Here is a 19,353-nt window from a genome sequence, read left to right on the forward strand (position 1 = left end):
GACGAAAAGTTAATCGTTTTCTTAAGTTGTTCGGAGGCCAGTTGCGCTCCAATCAATTCCAGTCAGGAGACAAACATGCGTTCCCCACTAGATCCGCGTGGCGTCTGTGCCGCGAGTGCGCTGACCCTTCTCATGACGGCGTGCGGAGGCGGCAGCGATACGATCCAACCGCCTGCCGCGACGCCCACGCCTTCTCTTCATTCAATCGTCTACGGCGCGAGCGATACCAGCGTCCCGGCCGGGACCGATGTACCCATTACGATGATGGGGCAGATGCGAGCGCTGTTCGACCTGATCAGAAAGGCGCCGGACTTTACGCAAGTCGTGATGGATCTCGGGGACGGCAGTCCGGTACACGTGCTCGACACCAACACCGGCGACAAGTTTCTGCCCGGCAAGCTGGCGCTCGGCCTTTCGTACATCCTGATCGATATGAAGGCCAAGGGCGACCCGAAGTATGCGGACTACCTGGCGACGTACCAGAAGGTCACCACTGCGATGATGAGCCAAACGAGCGGCGCGGATTACCTGTATGCGAACACGTCGTGGGGCGAATACTATTACCTGGTTGCCCTGAACAATTTCAAGGCGCGCGGCATGTTGAATGAAGTGTTCAGCGACGCCATGCTGGCTACGCTGCAAAACCGCCTCACGTTTTGCGACATGTTCGGCGCAGACTCCAGCGGCAAGACCAACACATGCCCTGCTGCCGGCGTGCCGATCGACGTTGCATCGCTCAACACCGCGCAGAACTATTACGCCGTGTCGTACGGTATTGCAGGACTGCGGCAAAAGCTCGGATGGAGTAATCCGACTTTCTCGTCTGCCACCGACCCGGCCGTCGCGACGATGAGCGCACGCGACGCCTTGTTGTACACGCTCGCCAACCACATTCGCAACGATTCGTCCGGCGGCTTTTCCGACGAAGCGTCGAACACCCACACGACCTATTACGACAAGGCGCGTTTCGACAGATACAGCACGTTGCTCATCGGCGAAGTGGTGGAGCGCACACTGGAAATGGGTAATGAGGCCAATCTCACGCCGGAATTGAAGGGCTATTTGAGAAAATCGGTGGATCTCATTCTCCCGCAACTGAATGCCGACGGCGAGGGCTTCAACTACGGGCGTTCAATCGGTCCTTATGGCGACTCGGCATTCATGGAAGTGCTCACGGCCGCGGCCAATGCGGGCGTGTTGACGCCGCAGGAAATGCAGATTGCCTATACGTTCATCTATAAGGCGGCTCATCGCTACGAGACGTTCTGGTATGACCCGACGTTGCCGACTCCTTCGGTGAATATGTGGGTGAAAGGCCGTGGCACCGACACATACCGCGGCAAGCCGCGTGTAATGGGTGAGAACTTCAGCCTGCTGCATCAGTACATGTATGTGGATGCGTGGTGGAGCAAGCTCGGCTTCGGCGGCACGGCGCCTATGCCGGATTCCGACTTCCAGGCCTGGCTCGATGCGAGGCCGCGCTATACGCTCACCTGGTACAACCAGCCTACCGATACCGCGCACCCGTACAGCGCGGCGCTTGTCACGGTGCGGGACGGCAATCGGGTCATCAATCTGAACCTGAGCCAGGCGCCAGACTACAACTCGTACACGCCGTATTACCCTGTTCCTTTCTCCGACAAGCTCATTTACGGCACGACGGACCTCGGCTATGCGCTGCTCATTCCGCAAGTGTCGTACAACGGCAAGACGTACATACCGGTCACGTACTATAAAAATCTAAGCGTCACGCAAAGCAATGGCCAGGTGATCGTATCGTTCGATACCGCAAAGTTCAGACAAGCCACAAAGAACGCAGCGTTTTCCACCGACCTCGATTTGCAGGCACACACCGTTCTCACGTTCGGTCGCGGCACGCTGACGCGAACCGATACGCTAAGCTCGGCAACGCTGACCGGCAATCTGGCCGTCGAAACGGATTTCACTTCGTTCGCCGATTTCCAGAAGACGACAGCCAACGGCGATGGCTTCTCGGTCAACTACGCCAACAGTAGCGCGACCGCTTACGGCACGACCGGCTTCGACGGTTGCGCTCTGTCGAACTTCGACACGGCGGGCGGCGTGACAAACCCATTGTCGACAACGCCAATCGGCCAGTTGCATTCGAAGTTTGCGTGTACTACGCAGCCTTTCGCGCTGAATGCGGGCGGCAACCGTACGTTCACCTGGAGCTTGAAGTACTCCAGCTAGCGTCCGTCAATGGGGCTGCTCGATCATCAGATAGCGGATCACCAGCGCAGGGTCGGCTATATCGAGTATCAGGCGCCGCAGGATGCGCTTGCGCATATGGTTCTCATCGAGCAGCCACGGGCCGCCTGCGTCGCTCAGATAGCGGCACAGCGCGGCGCGCGTGTCGGTGTCGGAGGGCAGGTTCAGGCGTACCGCGAGGAGCCCGGCGACGACGTCGTCGAGTTCCAGCGTCAGCGGACGCGAGTCGATGGTGAGCGTCAGTTCCATAGGTATTCGAACCTCACTCGAGGTGGCTGCGGCTCTTGCAAAAAGCGGCTCCGTCAGTCGCGAACCGGCAGCGGAGCCGTGCCGGAGCCGTGCCGGATATATACACGGCAATGCCAGCCAAACGTTTCAGCAATCGAGTTCCGGCGCGGAGACCGCACTTGTCGCCAGCATGCTCGCGGAAAGCGAAATAAGGTTTCTCGGAGCGACTTCAAGAGGGTATTTACGAGGGAGTTTGTAACAAGATTTTTCGGCTGGCGAGGTGGCCGGCGCGCGGTATCGTTTGCGAAACGCGTACTTGAAAAAACTCGGCCGTCGGCCTATTTTATTTTCGCTCAGCAGTCGCGTTGCACGCGCTGCGTGTTTCGATTTGTTTGTCAGTGGATAGATTTCCCTGATCGGCGAGCTGGAGCGCGTGGTCCGGTTCGCCCGACAGGGCGAGGGAGCAACATCATGAGCGATAAAAAATGGAACCCGTTCAAGTTTCTGCGCGGCACGGGCCGCAAGCCCGAGGCGGAGAACGCCTCGGCAAATACTTCGGCGCCGCCGTCGAGCGACCAATGGCGGGCGGCGTGGCCTGACATTTCGCGGCTCTTTCCTCGCGATTCCTGGCGTGCCGTCGAGGAGTTCTTCCACGACCCGTTCGCAGGCCGCGGCGCGCTCGAGCGATGGTTTGGCGACTTCAGTTCGTCGCGCTTCCAGCCGCGTATCGACGTGGTCGACGAAGGCAAGATATTGCGCGTGACGGTCGAACTGCCCGGCATGGAGCGTGACGACCTGACGGTGAGCGCCGAGGACGGCGCACTCGTATTGCGCGGCGAGAAGAAGCAGGACGTGCATAGCGAGGAAGACGGCTGCTATCGGCTCGAACGTGCATACGGAAGGTTCGTGCGCACCATCCCCATGCCGGAGAACGCCGATCCTGAGCGCACGCTGGCCAGGTTCGACAAAGGCGTGCTGACTCTAACCGTACCGAAGCAGGAGCCGACGCGGGCCGCGAGCCGCAACATAGAAATTGGCTAGCCCGATAGGAATTGCATCGCAGAGCGTCATAAGCGCCTGGCGGCGGACAGGCGCGAGGGGACCGGGCCGTTAGCTCAGCTGGTAGAGCAGCGGACTTTTAATCCGTTGGTCGGCGGTTCGAATCCGCCACGGCCTACCATTCAGTTCCGGTTACCGGACCGGGACCGGCCGCCACGCCCGAAAAGAGTGCGCGTTGGCGCATCGCAGTGCAGGTCGTCACCGCACGAGGGCACAAACAACGCCTGACGCGCGGAAAAATAGCAACTTCTTCGTTGGCACGCTTCCCGCTTAAGAGAGTGGGCAAGGAGCCGGCGCATCATCCGGTTCGTCAAACAATTTGGAAATGGACGGCTAGGGTTCCGGCCTGCTTCGCGCAGGCGCTGGTCCGAGAGCTGTCGACCTCAGGCGAGGTTACACGGCGGGATAAAAGCCCGGGAGAGAACGCGATGTTTGCGCTGCTCCCTGCCGTCGCTAACCGTCCCCTCCGAGGTCAACCTCATGCGCAAGCTCGCTCGCTGTCTTGGCATTGCCGCCATCTCCCTCGCCACATTCGCCTCCAGTGCCGCGTTCGCCGCGGGCCGCAACGACTTCAAGGTTTGCTGGACCATCTACGCGGGCTGGATGCCGTGGGGTGAGGCGAAGACTCAAGGCATTGTCTCCAAGTGGGCCAAGAAATACGGCATCAACATCGATGTCGTGCAGTTGAACGACTACGTCGAGTCTATTAATCAGTACACCGCCGGCAAGTTCGACGGCTGTGCAATGACCAATATGGACGCGCTCACTATTCCCGCGTCGGGCGGTGTCGATTCGACAGCGTTGATCGTCAGTGACTACTCCAACGGCAACGACGGCGTGCTCATGAAGGGCAAAGGCAAACAGATTGCCGATCTGAAGGGACAGCAGATCAATCTCGTGCAGTTCTCCGTGTCGCATTACCTGCTCGCCCGCGCATTGGAAAGCGCGCATATGAGCGAGCGCGACCTCAAGGTAGTGAACACGTCCGACGCCGATATTTCAGGCGCTTTCGCGACGCCTGCCGTCCACAACGCGGTGACGTGGAACCCGATGCTCGCCGACCTGCGAGCACAACCCAACGTGACCGAAGTCTTCGATTCCAGCAAGATTCCTGGCGAAATCATGGACATGATGGTCGTCAACACGAAGACGCTGCAGGCGAATCCCGCACTCGGAAAAGCACTGACCGGGGCCTGGTTCGAAATGGTCGCGTTGATGCACACCAACTCGGCAGAAAGCACCTCGGCTTTGACTGCAATGGCAAAGGCCTCCGGTACCGACCTCGCAAACTTCAGAGGCCAGCTTTCCACAACGGCACTTTTCTATACGCCGAAGGCCGCACTGGATTTCGTCACCAGCCCTGACATGCCGAAGATCATGACGCGCGTCGCAAAGTTCTCCTTCGACCATGGTCTGCTGGGGCAGGACGCCCGCAGTGCGGACGCCGTGGGCATGGCGTTCGATAAAAACGTCGTGGTGGGCAACAAGAACAACGTCAAGCTTCGTTTTGACCCGACCTACGTCGAGATGGCTGCCGCGGGCAAGCTCTGACACGGATATTCCCGGCTTAAAGAGGCGGTCACCATGAGATTGATCAATCGACATCCGAGCCGGATCGGCGGCCTGATGCTACTTCTGCTGCCGTTCGTCGTGCTACTGGTTGTGTACTTCATGGGGTCCGCCGAGCGGCTCAAGCTCAATCCCGATGACAAGCTGCTGCCGGGCGTGGCGCAAATGAGCGATGCGGTGAAAGCAGTCGCATTCACCGAGGACAAGCGCACCGGTGAGTACCTGTTGTGGGCCGACACGCTGTCGAGCCTGAGACGACTCGGAATCGGCCTTCTCGTCAGTGCGTTGATTGCTCTTGTGGTAGCCGTGGCAACGGGCTCGTTTCCGGTGGTGAGTGCAACGCTCTCGCCTTTCGTCACGGTGATCTCGATGGTGCCGCCGCTCGCGGTGCTGCCGATTCTTTTCATTGTGTTTGGACTCGACGAATTGTCGAAGGTGGTTCTCATCGTCGTCGGCATCACGCCAATGATCATTCGGGACTTGCATGCGCGTGCGAGAGAGATTCCAGCGGAGTTGTGGGTCAAGGCTCAGACGCTTGGCGCCACGAGCTGGACGTTGATCTTGCGGCTCGTACTGCCGCAACTTCTGCCGCGGCTGCTTGCGGCGATGCGTCTTTCGCTCGGAGCCGCATGGCTCTTTCTCATCGCGGCTGAGGCGATTGCGTCGACCGATGGTTTGGGTTACCGCATTTTCCTCGTGCGGCGATATCTGTCGATGGACCTGATTCTGCCGTACGTCGCGTGGATTACGCTGCTTGCCTGGCTTACCGACGAACTGCTTCGCCGTATCACGCAGTGGTGCTTCCCCTGGTATGGCGGGGGCGCGCGATGATCGAAGTTCGCAACGTCTGGAAAGAGTATGGCGATCAGGTTGTACTTGAGCGCCTGAATCTGATCGTCAAAGAGGGTGAGTTCTGTTCGATGGTCGGCGCCTCGGGATGCGGCAAATCAACGTTTCTTCGACTTCTGTTGGGACAGGAGCAAGCGACACGCGGCCAGATTCTGCTCGATGGACAACCCTTGCCGGGCGAGCCGGATGCACATCGTGGCGTGGTATTTCAACGCTACTCGGTGTTCGACCATCTCACTGTGCTGCGCAATGTGACGCTTGGACTGGAGCTTTCACAAGCGAAGTTCACGGGGCGGCTCTTCGGCGCTCAACGGCGTCGCGCCCGCGACGAAGCTGTCGCGATGCTCGAACGCGTGGGCCTTGGCGCCGCCGCTGACAAGTATCCGCAGCAGCTCTCCGGCGGTATGCAGCAACGCCTTGCAATCGCTCAGGCGCTGATGATGAAGCCCCGCGTGCTGCTGCTCGACGAGCCGTTTGGCGCGCTCGATCCCGGCATTCGCCGTGACATGCACGAGTTGCTGTCTGACCTGTGGCGCGAATCGAAGCTCACCATCTTTATGGTCACGCATGACCTGAAAGAAGGTTTCACCTTGGGCAGCCGCGTACTTGTCTTCGACAAGGTTCGGGTGGACCCTCAAGCGCCCGGAGCTTACGGGGCACGCATTACCTACAACATTCCGCTCGACCGTAGCCGCGAATCCGTGTCGGCTGTTCACCTGGCCCAGGCGGCGGTGCAAGGCGCGTCGAGTCTCGAAGCAATCTCGGACTGAAGGGAACCGGATATGAATCTGTTACTTGAAGAAACCGTGCCCGGCGGCGGTCATACGTCGCTCATCGTCAAACGCGGACAGTCGCTTCGCGTGACCGACCTGCATGGTGGCGCAAATGTGAGCGTCATGATGGTCAATGCAACCGAGAAGAGCGAGCGGCTCAACCTGCCCGATTCGCTGAAGTGCCAGCACACCGCGAAGCTGACCGCCGGCCACTGCCTGTATTCGGACATGGGCCGCGTACTCGCCGCGATCGTGGCAGACACGTGCGGCTGGCATGACAGCATCGGCGGGGTGTCGAATGCCGACGAAGTCTTCGAGCGATACGGCAGCGGGCGCTACCAAGAATTGCGCAACGCTTTCTATCGCAACGGCACGGACAACCTGCTCGTCGAGATGAGCAAGTGGGGGCTCACCATCTCCGACTTGCTGATGACGCTGAACCTCTTCAGTCGTGTGGACGTTAGCGAAGACGGAACACTCAGCTTCGTGAAGGGCAACTCGAAGGCCGGCGATTACGTCGACCTGTATGCGCCGATGAACACGCTCGTCGTGCTCACTGCGATCCAGCATCCGCTCGACCCAAACCCCGAATATTCGCCGAAGCCTGTGAAGCTCGAATTGAGCGAGGCGGACCCGGGCGTGGCCGAAGTATGTCGCACCGCATGCGATGAGAACGTGCGCGGCTTTATCAACACCGAACGATTCTTTCTCTGAGCGGAGGGCGACTCATGACCAGCACACTTGTTGTCAGTGACAAACGTCCGGAAACTGCGGCTTTCCGTCAGACGGTTGCAGCGGGCGAACCGTGGCTTCACGAGGTGAAGGCAGGGAGCACATTGCGCATCGTCGATCTCGAAGGCAATCAGGCGGTCGACACGCTTTTCTATAGCCTTGCCGACCCTCGCGAGCGATTCGACCCGCAACGCACGCTGCGGCGTCAGAAAAGCCTGTATCTGACGGCCGGTTCGGTTCTGTACTCGAATCGCGGCAACGCGATGTTGACCATCGTTGCCGATACCTGCGGCCGCCACGATACGCTCGGCGGTGCCTGCGCGCAGGAGAGCAACACGGTTCGTTATGCGCTGGAGAAGCGTTACATGCACAGCTGCCGCGACAACTTCCTGCGTGCCTGTGCGCATGACGGACGCCTGTCCAAACAGGACGTCAGTGCGAACGTCAACTTCTTCATGAACGTGCCTGTCACTGCCGAAGGCGGTCTTACGTTTGAAGACGGCATTTCCGCGCCGGGCAAGTATGTCGAGTTGCGCGCGGAGATGGACGTCATCGTGCTGATTTCGAACTGCCCGCAGTTGAACAACCCGTGCAATGCCTACAACCCTACGCCTGCGGAGTTGCTGATATGGGACTGAAGCGCGTTCGCAGTTTGATCTACTTCCTCTTGCTGGTTCGCTCCGGACGCTGCATGACTTGCACTCGCGAACAACTGAATCTGGCAAATCGCTGATGCGACTTCGGCCGTGGACGACCGCGGCTGCAAATTCCCACGGCGGGACGGCCCGCCTTTGAATCCGGGTTCCTCCCATGTTTGAGAAGATCCTCATCGCCAATCGCGGTGCAATCGCTTGCCGCATCCTCAGAACGTTGCGCGAACTCAATGTGACCGGAGTCTCCGTTTTCTCGGAGGCCGACAGGGCGAGCCGTCATGTGAGCGAAGCGCCGATTGCGCACGAATTGGGCGACGGTCCTGCAGCGATGACCTACCTCGACTCGACGAAGATCCTTGAGATTGCTCGCTGCGAAGGGGTGCAGGCTATTCATCCAGGATATGGGTTCCTGTCCGAGAACGCAGCTTTCGGCGAAGCATGTGAAGCAGCGGGTATCGCCTTCATCGGCCCAACGCCCGCACAGTTGCGAGCATTCGGTCTCAAGCATACGGCTCGGGAAATCGCGGGCAAGCAGGGTGTGCCGATGCTGAACGGCACCGGTTTGCTGGAAGACTTGCCGGCAGCACTCGACGCAGCTGAAAGCATTGGCTATCCGGTGATGTTGAAAAGCACGGCCGGCGGTGGCGGTATCGGCATGCGAGTGTGTTGGCATGCGGATGAACTCAGTGCGCATTTCGATGCGGTTAAACGCCTTGGCGAGAACAACTTCAGCGATTCAGGCGTGTTCCTCGAGAAGTACATCGAAAGAGCCAGGCATCTCGAAGTACAGGTTTTCGGCGATGGAAAGGGCGACGCGATTGCGCTCGGTGTCCGCGACTGCTCGGTGCAGCGGCGCAATCAGAAGGTGCTCGAGGAAACCCCAGCGCCCTGCTTGCCGGAAGGGATCGCACAGGCATTGTGTGACGCTGCCGTCAAGCTTGCAAAGGCGGTCGATTATCGCTCTGCCGGTACGGTGGAATTCGTATATGACAGCGCCGCTCAGCAGTTTTACTTTCTGGAAGTGAACACGCGTCTGCAGGTCGAGCATGGTGTGACCGAGCAGGTTTGGGGCGTCGACCTCGTTCGCTGGATGATCGAACTCGCAGCAGGAACGCTTGCGCCGCTGAATGAACTCGCCGCAGGTCTCACACCGCGAGGCCATGCGATTCAGGCGCGACTCTACGCTGAAGACCCGGGCCGCGATTTCATACCGAGTCCGGGCCTGCTCACCGATGTCGCTTTTCCGCAGGCCGACGGAAGTGCGCTGCGTATCGATACGTGGATTGAATCCGGTTGCGAAGTGCCGCCGTACTTCGATCCGATGCTCGCAAAGATCATCGCGTGGTCGCCGACGCGCGAAGAGGCGCGACACGCGCTGAACGATGCGTTGCAGAACACCCGTATCTTTGGCGTCGAAACAAACCGCGACTACTTGCGCCAGATTCTCGACGACGAGCCTTTTGCGTCTGGAGAACCGTGGACTCGCTGCCTGGAAGGCCTGAAGTATCGAGCGAGTACGATTGAAGTGGTGAGTGGCGGCACCCAGACCACGGTGCAGGATTTCCCCGGCCGACAGGGCTTCTGGGCTGTGGGCATACCGCCGTCGGGTCCCATGGACGACCGCGCGATGCGGCTCGGCAATCGCTTGCTCGGCAACGCGCCGGAAGCGGCTGCTCTCGAAATCACAATGAGCGGGCCGACGCTGCGATTCAACACCGACGCGGTTATCGCCATTACTGGTGCAGAGATTCCAGTGCTGCTGGACGACGTAACGCAACCGCTGAATACCAGCGTCTTTGTGCCGGCGGGTTCCGTGCTGGCACTCGGTACGATTCGGGGCGCCGGCGCGCGCGCATATCTGTGTGTGCGCGGCGGCCTCGACGTTGCGCTGTATCTGGGAAGTCGCAGTACGTTCACGCTGGGCCAGTTCGGTGGGCATGGTGGTCGCGCCGTTCGGGCGGGCGACGTGCTGCATCTTTATCCACTGCAGGATACGCAAGCTGGCGCGGCGTTCTCCAATGTGCCGACGCTGGAAAGCGTTCGCACGATACGCGTGATATACGGTCCGCATGGCGCGCCGGAGTACTTCAGTGCCCGCTACATCGAGCAATTCCTCGATACGGAGTGGGAAATACATTTCAATTCGAGTCGCACCGGCGTGCGCCTCATCGGACCGAAGCCGGAGTGGGCGCGTGAAGACGGCGGAGAAGCCGGGCTGCATCCGTCGAATATTCACGACAATCCTTATGCAGTCGGTGCCGTCGATTTCACCGGCGACATGCCCGTGATTCTCGGGCCAGACGGTCCGAGTCTGGGTGGCTTTGTCTGTCCGGTGACGATTATCGAAGCGGACCTTTGGCACATCGGCCAACTCAAGGCAGGCGACAAGGTTCGTTTCGTTCCCGTGGAAATCGAACATGCACGCGAAGCTGCACGCGACCGCATCCGCGAGCTGGAGAGCCTTGCGATTACGCAATGCGCACCAGTCGAAAGACGTTCTTCGCTGACGTCTCCCATTGTTCTCGACTCGGGCGCTGCCGATGAACGGCTCGTGGCACGCTTGTCCGGCGACACACATCTTCTTCTGGAGATTGGGCCGCCGGAACTCGACCTCGTATCGCGTTTTCGTGGGCATGCACTGATGCAGGCACTCGAAGCGAAAGCGCTGCCGGGCGTGACCGATCTCACACCGGGAATACGTTCGCTTCAGATTCATTATCGGCCCGAGGATTTATCTCTTGCGCAACTGCTTGGCATCGTAGGGGAGGCCTGGGAGCAAGTCCTGTTGATGAAGGACCTTCGCGTACCGTCGCGCGTCGTCCACATTCCTCTTTCGTGGGACGACCCCGCGTGCCAACTCGCGATCGAAAAGTACATGACGACGGTGCGCAAAGACGCGCCGTGGTGCCCGAGCAACCTCGAATTCATTCGCCGTATCAACGATCTCGAGTCTATCGACGCAGTCAGGCGCATCGTCTTCGACGCGAACTATCTCGTGATGGGGCTCGGCGATGTGTACCTGGGCGCACCGGTCGCGACGCCGCTCGACCCGCGCCACCGTCTCGTGACGACCAAGTACAACCCGGCGCGCACCTGGACCGCAGAGAACTCGGTGGGCATCGGCGGGGCGTATCTATGCGTCTACGGAATGGAAGGGCCGGGCGGCTATCAATTCGTGGGCCGCACGCTGCAAATGTGGAATCGCTACCGGAAGGTCGCGGACTTCGGCGGGCAGCCCTACCTGCTGCGCTTCTTTGACCAGATCCGCTTCTACGAAGTGTCGTCCGAAGAACTGCTGCGCATTCGCGCTGACTTTCCGCTCGGGCGCTACCCGTTGCGGATCGAGGAGTCGGAGCTCTCTCTGCCGGACTATCAGGCGTTCCTTGCGAGCGAATCGGCCAGCGTCGAAGAGTTCCGGTCCCGGCAACAGGCAGCATTCGAAGCCGAGCGTGAACGCTGGCGAGAAGCGGGCACGTCGGAAGAGGCCATCGAGGCGCCCGTGGCCGAAGACGCTCAACTGGCGCCTCTGGAAGACGGCGAAGTGTCAGTGGACAGCGAGATCGCCGGGAGCCTCTGGCAGGTGAAGGTAAAGCCCGGCGACGTGGTTGCCGCAGACGACATACTGCTTATTATCGAGTCGATGAAAATGGAAATATCGGTGTGTGCACCCTGCGCTGGAACCGTCGGCGAGATTTACGTGGGTCCGGGCTCGCCTGTGCGCGCCGGGCAGCGGATCGCAGTCATTGAACGTCACTGAATACGAGGACACACACATGTCGTCATTTGACCTGCGCATTCCGGTATTGCGGAATGCTTACCGTGCCGGAACGCTTGCGCCTCGTACGCTCGTCAATGAGCTTCTTCGAAAAGCCGCGGAGCTCAATGCAGAGTTCAACCTGTTCATCCATCTTCTGACCGAGGAAGAAGTCGCGCCATACCTCGACTGGCTCGATCGGCAGAACATTGAAAGCCTGCCGCTTTACGGCATTCCATTCGCCATCAAGGACAACATCGACCTCGCCAGTATTGAAACCACGGCTGCGTGCCCCGCTTTTGCGTACACGCCTACTGAGTCGGCTACGCTGGTCGCGCAACTGATTGCACTCGGCGCCATCCCGCTCGGGAAGACCAATCTCGATCAGTTCGCTACGGGTCTTAACGGCACTCGCTCGCCTTATGGAAAGTGCCGCAACAGCGTGCATCCCGACTATCCCTCCGGCGGTTCGAGCGCTGGTTCGTCGTTGGCTGTTGCGCTCGGTGTCGCCAGTTTCGCGCTGGGTACCGACACGGCCGGGTCCGGCCGCGTGCCTGCGGGACTAAACAATCTCGTCGGACTCAAGCCGACCAAAGGTATTCTTTCCACCGCGGGTGTAGTGCCCGCTTGCCGCACTCTCGATTGCGTCACGTTCTTTACTGCAACAGCAGAAGAAGCGAGCGAACTGCTCTCGCTGACAGCGCTCACCGATCCTCGCGACGCATACAGTCGCAAGAACCCGCAGTGGAATTCCGCGCGAGCTTTCGGCGCACCGGCCGCTTTCCGATTTGGCGTTCCATCGCAACTGGAATTCGCGGGATGTACAGAGAGTCCGGCGCTATTCGCCAAAGCTCGCGCGATGCTTGAGGCAGCGGGAGGCGAGGCTGTCGAGATCGACTTTGCGCCGTTCGTTGAAGCCGCAAATCTCCTTTATCAGGGGCCGTGGGTCGCGGAGCGTTACAGCGTGGCAGGCGAATTGATGTCAACGACGCCGGACGCGGTGCTTCCCGTCATTCGTGACGTGCTCGCCAAGGCGCCGGGCGCAACCGCTGTCGAATTGTTCCAGGCGCAATATCGGCTTCAGGCATTGAAGGCTCGTTGCGATGCATTGATCGACACACTCGACTGCGTCCTCACGCCGACCTATCCGCGCCCTGTGACGCTTGCCGAACTGGAGCAGGATCCGATCGGGCCGAACTCACTGCTCGGTTACTACACGAACTTCATGAACCTGTTGGACTACGCGGCTGTGGCCACCCCGACGGCATTCATGAAGAATGGGCTCCCGTGGGGTGTGACCGTTTTCGGGCGCGCGTTTACCGATCAGTACCTGTTGGGCGTTGCGGCCCTGTTGCAACGGACGAGCGGCGTCGAATGCGTCGGTGGAAACACGATAGCGCTGTCGGAGGAACGCAAGGCGACGAACGATCGAATGCTCGTCGCGGTATGCGGCGCGCACATGCAAGGCTTACCGCTGAATAAGGACATGCTTTCTCGCGGTGCGCTTTTGCAGCAGTCTACGCAAACGGCGCCGCGCTATCGGCTCGCGGCGTTACCAGCGTCGCCAGATGGCACCCGGCGTCCTGGGCTATGGAGAGTCGCCGATGGCGGCGTGAAACTCGAGGTCGAAGTCTGGAAGATGCCTGCCTTGGAGTTTGGTTCATTCATCGCGACTGTTCCGTCGCCGCTGGCTCTCGGCAAGATCGAACTGGCAGATGGCTCGTGGGTGACCGGTTTCCTGTGCGAACCGTATGGCGTTCAGGCGGGCACCGACATTTCCGAGTTTGGCGGATGGCGCGCATGGCTTGCCAATGAGCGCGCCGTCGACGCTTGAGCGTCGTACTTTCATTCTTGGCTTAAACGGCGCAATACACGCGCACTAGTGCAGGCGAGCGTATCTCCAGCGGGACACGCTCGCTGCATCGCCTGCATCCGTCACGCGTTGGAACCGCGCACTTAAAGTCCCGCTTCCGCCACGAGTTGCAGCGCGGGCGCGAGCTTCATGCAGACTTCGGGCCGCTCCAGCGCGTAGGCGAGATTCCTCTGCGCGATCTGCACGTGCTCTGTGGCCAGCGCAAGCGCCCGCGTACCCTCACCGCGCTCCATTGCCTGAACCAGGCTGTGATGCTGCTCATGGGCCATGAAAAGCCATTGGCGGCCTTCCTCGATGGCCGATTGCATCGGCAGCATCGCGCTTGCGGCGGCGAACGGCAGCCGGTTGTTCATGTCGATGGCGCGAATAAGCGCTGCATTGCCGGAGCCATCGACCACCAGTTTGTGAAACCGGTTATTCATGTCGGTATAGCCGGCATAGTCGTCGAGGTCGAGTTCCGACTTGGCCAGCAACCTGTCGCCCGCGCGCAGGCATTCGGCGAACGCATTCGACAGTTGGCGGGGTACGCCATGCTCCGCGACGAGGCGGGCGGCCATGCCTTCCAGATGTCCACGCACGGCGATCGCGTCGGCGATTTCCGCTGCGGTGATACGCCGCATCACGTAACCGCCTGCGGGCGACGGCTCGACGAGTCCTTCCTGTTCCAGCGTGGTGAGCGCGAGCCGGACGGGCGTGCGCGACGCCTGCAGCCGTTCGGCAAGGGCCACCTCGCCCAGGCGCTCGCCAGGGGCGAATTCACCCTTGAGTATGAGGTCGCGCAGATGCACCAGCACCCGCTCCTGTTGCGTCTCCATTTCTGTTTCTCCTTTCGCCCCCGAAGGCGTCGTGCCGTCTTGCGCAGTGCCCGGCTTACTTTTGCATTGTAGCTGAGCGTGGGATCAGCGGCGGAGGCGACTGAGACGGGTTGTTCTTCGCTGTATGCAGACAGCGCAAAAACCTCGACCTGGGCTGGAAAGGCTCGCACCAGGGAAAATAACTATACGCAACGAAAATCTACACAAAATCAATAAAGTAAGTGAGATGCGGGCCGTCACGTGCTATGTAAAAAGCAGTCCCGGGCGATCATTGATGTATGCAAGACTTGCGCATATGAATTCAGCATCCTACTCTTTGCATAAATCAAACGAGACGCTGCATGCAACACAAGATCGTTTGTATTCATCCAAGGAGACAGTGTCATGATGAGTTCCGCGCAAAACGACGCGATCACGCGCGTCGGCAAAGGCACGCCGGCAGGCGAACTGTTACGCAATTACTGGCAGCCGGTCGCGCTCGTGGAGGAGCTCCCCGACGTGCGGCCGGTACGCGCCGTGCGGCTGATGGGTCAGGATTTCGTCGTATTCAGGGACGAACAGGGCCGTTACGGAATGCTCGACCGCGATTGCCCGCACCGCGGCGCGGATCTCGCCGCCGGCCGACTCGAAGCAGGGGGCTTGCGCTGCGCTTTTCACGGCTGGCTTTTCGACGTCGACGGCCAGTGTCTGTCCACGCCGGGAGAACCGGTTGGCAGTTCGCTGTGCAAGCGGGTTCGTCAGAGCGCGTATCCGGTGATCGAACACAGCGGCATTCTGTTCGCCTACATCGGCAAAGGTGAGCCACCGGCGTTCCCCCACTTCGACTGTTTCGCGGCGCCGAACGAGTACACATTCGCGTTCAAGGGACTATTCGAATGCAACTGGTTGCAGGCACTCGAAGTAGGCATCGACCCCGCGCACGCATCGTTTCTTCATCGCTTCTTTGAAGACGAAGATGTGAGCGCAAGCTATGGCAAGCAGTTTCGCGGCGCGTCGGCGGACTCGAATATGCCCATTACCAAGGTGCTGCGCGAATATGAGTCACCCGAAATTCTCGTCAGCCCGGCCGACTACGGTCTTCGGCTAATCGCTAAACGTCCGATCGACGACGAGCACACGCATGTGCGTGTGACGAACGTCGTGTTCCCTCAGGCCTTCGTGATTCCGATGAGCGCTGAGATGACCATTACGCAGTGGCACGTTCCCGTCGACGACGAGAACTGCTACTGGTACGCGATCTTCACGAGCTTCGGCGCGCCGACGAACAAGCAGCAGATGCGTGAACAGCGGCTCGAACTGTACGAATTGCCCGACTACATATCGCGCAGGAACAAGCGCAACCAATACGGCTTCAACGTGCACGAGCAATTGACGGAAACGTATACCGGTATGGGCTTCGACATCAACGTGCACGATCAGTGGGCGGTGGAATCGCAAGGACCGATTCAGGATCGCACGCGAGAGCACCTGGGTACGACTGACAAGGGAATCATTGCGTACCGGCGGCTGCTCGTCGACGCAATAGAAAAGACGCAAGCCGGCGAGAAGACGTTGATGGTGATCGATGAAGAGGCGGCGGCACACCTGACAGGGCCCGCGTCGATCGACGGCATTGCTCCCGCTGAGCGTTGGGACGAGTACTGGAAGGAAGCGGACGCCAGCCGCCGCGCTGCCGCGCCCTGGCCCGCGCCCAAGGCCTGAGCCGCTATCCCAACCGGAACGGAGCGCGCGGCTTTCAGGCTGCGCGAAAGAGACATGTCTTTCGTTAAAACCCATGGTCTTTGGACCGACGCGCAGAACGCGGCCTTCGCGCAGCTTCTGGAGCGCCTGAAGGAAAGTGCGGTACAGGTCGTGCGATTCTCGTTTCCCGACCAGCATGGACTGCTGCGCGGCAAGACGCTGGTCGTCGCCGATGCAATCAAGGCCTTCGAATCCGGCGTGACGCTGACGAGCACACTGCTTGCGAAGGATACGTCGCATCGCACCGTGTTTCCGGTGTTCACCGCGGGCGGTGGATTCGGCATGCCCGAGATGCAGGGAGCGTGCGACACGCTGATGATCGCCGATCCGCAGACGTTTCGAATTTTGCCTTGGGCACCGCATACAGGCTGGGTGCTCTGCGATCTGTACTTCCCTAACGGCAGGCCCGTGCCCTTCGGCACGCGGCATCTATTCCGCCGCGCGCTGGAGCGGCTCGCGAACCAGGGGTTCGAACTGGTCAGCGGCCTCGAAGTCGAGTTTCATGTGTTCAAGCTCACGAACCCGAATATGAAGCCCGAGCATTCCGGCCAGCCCGGCTTGCCGCCCGATGTCGAACTGTTGTCGCACGGCTATCAGTACCTGACGGAGTTGCGATACGACGCCGTAGATCACGTCATGGAAATGCTGCGCAATGGAATCCACGAGCTTGAGCTTCCCGTGCGGTCACTCGAAGTCGAGTACGGTCCGAGTCAGTTCGAGTTCACCTTCGCGCCGACGAAGGGGATCAAAAGCGCCGACGACATGATCCTCTTTCGCAGCGCCGTCAAACAGATATGCCAGCGCAACGGCTATCACGCGACTTTCATGTGCCGGCCGCGCATTCCGAACGTGGTGTCGAGCGGATGGCATCTGCACCAGTCGCTCGTGCATATCGACAATGGCAGCAACGCATTCATGCCGTCCGATGCAACTGCTCCGCTTTCGTCTGTGGGGCAAGCGTACCTTGCGGGTCTGCTCGCTCATGCGCAAGCGGCTACTGCTTTATCGACGCCGACAATCAACGGCTACAGGCGGTATCGGCCCTATTCGAATGCGCCCGATCGCGCGAATTGGGGATGTGACAACCGCGGCGTCATGCTGCGCGTGCTGGGCGGTCCGAACGATCCGGCGACACGCGTGGAGAACCGCGTCGGCGAACCTACGGCGAACCCGTATCTGTATTTCGGCTCGCAGGTGCTATCGGGGCTCGACGGATTGCAGCGCAAGCTGGAGTTGGCGCCTTCAGCGGATACACCGTATGAGACTGAAGCGCAATCGCTGCCCCGTTCACTCGGCGACGCGCTCGACGCACTGCGTGCGGACGAATGCCTGCGCGAAGGCTTCGGCGGCGCCTTCATCGACTACTTCTGCAAGCTCAAGGAAGCGGAGATCAACCGCTTCAATCTCGAAGTAACCGACTGGGAACACCGCGAGTACTTCGAAACGTTTTGAGTGCGCCCAATCATCAAGGAGACATGTGATGCCTATCGTCACTTATATTCTGCGCGACGGTAAACGCACTGAAATAGAAGTGCCCGCCGGTACGAGCGTGATGGAGGCCGCGATCCACAACAACGTGCGCGGCATCGAGGCCGAGTGTGGCGGGTGCCTGTCGTGCGCGACATGCCACGTCTATATCGATCCTTCTTCGACGGCCGAGCTTTCGGCGCCCGACGATGCAGAGGAGGAACTGCTCGAAGGCGTAGCGGCCGAACGTCGCCCGGAAAGCCGGCTCAGTTGCCAGCTCGTCGTTGCATCGACGATGAGCGGACTTGTCGTGCGGATTCCCGAAAAGCAGGGATGAGATCATGAAACCCAGGCTTGTGATTGTCGGCGCGTCGTACGCGGGGCTGCAACTCGCGGCATCCGCGAGAGAGTCGGGTCACGACGGCGATATCGTGCTGATCGGCGACGAACCTCACGCGCCATATCAGCGTCCGCCGTTATCAAAAGGTTTTCTGACGGGCAGCTTCGCGGAAGAACGTCTGCCGCTGCGCTCGCCGGCGTTTTACGGCGAAATGCAAATTCAATGGATGCCTTCGACGCGCGCACTACGCATCGACCGCGAACGCAAACAAATCGAGTTGCACGACGGTGCGCGGCTCGCCTACGACCATCTTGCGCTGACCACAGGGGCGCGTGTGCGCAAGCTCGATTGCAAAGGCGCGTCGCACGATGCGGTTCACTACTTGCGCGATCTGCGCGATGCAAGACGCCTCGTTGAGCGCACGCAAACCGCGCGGCGTGCGGTCGTGGTGGGCGGCGGATACATCGGCCTCGAAGCGGCTGCATCGCTGCGTCAGAACGGCCTCGACGTCACGGTCGTGGAGACCGAGGCGCGCGTGCTTGCCCGCGTTGCTTCGCCATCTATCTCCGTCATCATGCAGCGCGCCCACACGAGGCACGGTGTGTCGCTTGCGCTGGGACGGAAAGTAGTCGCTATCCACGATGTTGCGGATGGCGTCGCCGTCGAACTGGACGACGGTGCGCGGTTGTCGTGCGATCTTGTCGTGGTCGGCATCGGCGTGCTACCGAATACAGAGCTCGCTGCGGGCTGCGGATTGGATGTGGCGGGCGGCATCGTCGTGGATGCGTGTGCGCGCACCAGCGACCCGTCGATCGTCGCCGCCGGCGATTGTGCGGCTTTTGTGCCGTACTGGGCGCCGGCGGGCAGCGCCGCCTGCCGCATCGAGTCGGTGCAGAACGCAAACGATATGGCGAGGACAGCAGCGGCATCGGTCCTCGGGCGATCCGAGCCCTATCGCGCGGTGCCCTGGTTTTGGTCGGATCAATACGATCTGAAGCTGCAAATGGCCGGCGTCAATACGGGGTTCACCGATTTCGCGATGCGCGGCTCTATCGACGAAGGCAAGTTTTCGCTGTTTTACTTTCGCGACGACAGGCTCGTTGCTGTGGACAGCATCAACCGGCCGCAAGACCATATGCTCGCACGCAAGCTGCTCTCAACCGGTACGCGGCTAAGCGTAGAAGACGTGAACGATCCCGGGTTCGACCTCAAGGCATTCGCGAACCGCGACGCCGGCGTCGCGCATGGAGCGGCATCATGAGAGCGGGTGAG

At 60.3% G+C, this 19,353-nt stretch carries 15 protein-coding genes, 1 tRNA gene and 1 riboswitch; of the genes, 14 read left to right on the forward strand and 2 right to left on the reverse strand.

The genetic code is table 11. The features are described 5' to 3' along the window. Nucleotides 1–75: 75 nt before the first annotated feature. Nucleotides 76–2,211: a hypothetical protein gene (locus ACTJLB_RS15620; RefSeq protein ID WP_440783785.1), complete on the forward strand. Its 2,136-nt coding sequence runs from the start codon at nucleotides 76–78 to the stop codon at nucleotides 2,209–2,211. Between the two features lie 6 nt (nucleotides 2,212–2,217). On the opposite strand, the gene ACTJLB_RS15625 is transcribed toward ACTJLB_RS15620, so the two are convergent. Then, the gene (locus ACTJLB_RS15625) at nucleotides 2,218–2,478 is read right to left on the reverse strand and encodes a hypothetical protein (RefSeq protein ID WP_087753088.1); all 261 of its coding nucleotides are present in this window, start codon (nucleotides 2,476–2,478) and stop codon (nucleotides 2,218–2,220) included. Between the two features lie 450 nt (nucleotides 2,479–2,928). Between ACTJLB_RS15625 and ACTJLB_RS15630 the strand changes: the two genes are divergently transcribed. The 9 genes from ACTJLB_RS15630 (at nucleotide 2,929) to atzF (ending at nucleotide 13,680) form a co-directional block, all read left to right on the forward strand. Next, on the forward strand, nucleotides 2,929–3,498 hold the full coding sequence (locus ACTJLB_RS15630) for an Hsp20/alpha crystallin family protein (protein ID WP_020068887.1): 570 nt from the start codon (nucleotides 2,929–2,931) through the stop codon (nucleotides 3,496–3,498). Nucleotides 3,499–3,561: 63 nt separating this feature from the next. After that, a tRNA-Lys gene (locus tag ACTJLB_RS15635) sits at nucleotides 3,562–3,637 on the forward strand. 201 nt (nucleotides 3,638–3,838) lie between these two features. Then, nucleotides 3,839–3,938, forward strand: a riboswitch (guanidine-I (ykkC/yxkD leader). Between the two features lie 58 nt (nucleotides 3,939–3,996). Then, nucleotides 3,997–5,067 carry a putative urea ABC transporter substrate-binding protein gene (locus tag ACTJLB_RS15640; RefSeq protein WP_392394771.1) on the forward strand — a complete coding sequence of 357 codons (1,071 nt, stop codon included), beginning with the start codon at nucleotides 3,997–3,999 and terminating at the stop codon, nucleotides 5,065–5,067. A 33-nt stretch (nucleotides 5,068–5,100) separates the two neighbouring features. Continuing rightward, a complete protein-coding gene (locus ACTJLB_RS15645) occupies nucleotides 5,101–5,916 on the forward strand; it encodes an ABC transporter permease (RefSeq protein WP_020068889.1) in 816 nt (271 codons plus the stop codon). Continuing rightward, a complete protein-coding gene (locus ACTJLB_RS15650) occupies nucleotides 5,913–6,704 on the forward strand; it encodes an ABC transporter ATP-binding protein (protein WP_440783786.1) in 792 nt (263 codons plus the stop codon). Before ACTJLB_RS15645 ends, ACTJLB_RS15650 begins: the two co-directional genes overlap by 4 nt. Nucleotides 6,705–6,716: 12 nt before the next feature. Further along, nucleotides 6,717–7,421, forward strand: coding sequence for an urea amidolyase associated protein UAAP1 (locus ACTJLB_RS15655; RefSeq protein ID WP_088175603.1), 705 nt, complete (start codon nucleotides 6,717–6,719; stop codon nucleotides 7,419–7,421). 14 nt (nucleotides 7,422–7,435) lie between these two features. Continuing rightward, a complete protein-coding gene (locus ACTJLB_RS15660; RefSeq protein ID WP_087753093.1) occupies nucleotides 7,436–8,077 on the forward strand; it encodes an urea amidolyase associated protein UAAP2 in 642 nt (213 codons plus the stop codon). 172 nt (nucleotides 8,078–8,249) lie between these two features. Then, complete coding sequence (uca, locus tag ACTJLB_RS15665; protein ID WP_440783787.1) at nucleotides 8,250–11,849, forward strand: urea carboxylase; 3,600 nt, start codon at nucleotides 8,250–8,252, stop codon at nucleotides 11,847–11,849. Between the two features lie 16 nt (nucleotides 11,850–11,865). Then, the gene (gene atzF / locus ACTJLB_RS15670; protein WP_440783788.1) at nucleotides 11,866–13,680 is read left to right on the forward strand and encodes an allophanate hydrolase; all 1,815 of its coding nucleotides are present in this window, start codon (nucleotides 11,866–11,868) and stop codon (nucleotides 13,678–13,680) included. 122 nt (nucleotides 13,681–13,802) lie between these two features. Here atzF and ACTJLB_RS15675 read toward each other — a convergent pair whose 3' ends face one another. Further along, nucleotides 13,803–14,534 carry a GntR family transcriptional regulator gene (locus ACTJLB_RS15675; RefSeq protein WP_087753096.1) on the reverse strand — a complete coding sequence of 244 codons (732 nt, stop codon included), beginning with the start codon at nucleotides 14,532–14,534 and terminating at the stop codon, nucleotides 13,803–13,805. Nucleotides 14,535–14,918: 384 nt separating this feature from the next. Between ACTJLB_RS15675 and ACTJLB_RS15680 the strand changes: the two genes are divergently transcribed. From ACTJLB_RS15680 to ACTJLB_RS15695, 4 genes are read left to right on the forward strand one after another with little or no spacing between them, the layout of a single operon-like run. Further along, nucleotides 14,919–16,235, forward strand: a complete 1,317-nt coding sequence (locus ACTJLB_RS15680; RefSeq protein ID WP_440783789.1) for a Rieske 2Fe-2S domain-containing protein — start codon at nucleotides 14,919–14,921, stop codon at nucleotides 16,233–16,235. Between the two features lie 54 nt (nucleotides 16,236–16,289). Further along, nucleotides 16,290–17,726 (forward strand): glutamine synthetase family protein, encoded by a 1,437-nt coding sequence (locus tag ACTJLB_RS15685; protein ID WP_310070524.1) that lies wholly within the window; start codon nucleotides 16,290–16,292, stop codon nucleotides 17,724–17,726. A 28-nt stretch (nucleotides 17,727–17,754) separates the two neighbouring features. Beyond that, nucleotides 17,755–18,078: a 2Fe-2S iron-sulfur cluster-binding protein gene (locus ACTJLB_RS15690; RefSeq protein ID WP_020068898.1), complete on the forward strand. Its 324-nt coding sequence runs from the start codon at nucleotides 17,755–17,757 to the stop codon at nucleotides 18,076–18,078. Between the two features lie 4 nt (nucleotides 18,079–18,082). Next, nucleotides 18,083–19,342: an NAD(P)/FAD-dependent oxidoreductase gene (locus ACTJLB_RS15695; RefSeq protein ID WP_440783790.1), complete on the forward strand. Its 1,260-nt coding sequence runs from the start codon at nucleotides 18,083–18,085 to the stop codon at nucleotides 19,340–19,342. Nucleotides 19,343–19,353 lie beyond the last annotated feature (11 nt).

This window comes from Paraburkholderia sp. 22098 (assembly GCF_052045935.1).
Classification (GTDB): domain Bacteria; phylum Pseudomonadota; class Gammaproteobacteria; order Burkholderiales; family Burkholderiaceae; genus Paraburkholderia; species Paraburkholderia caledonica.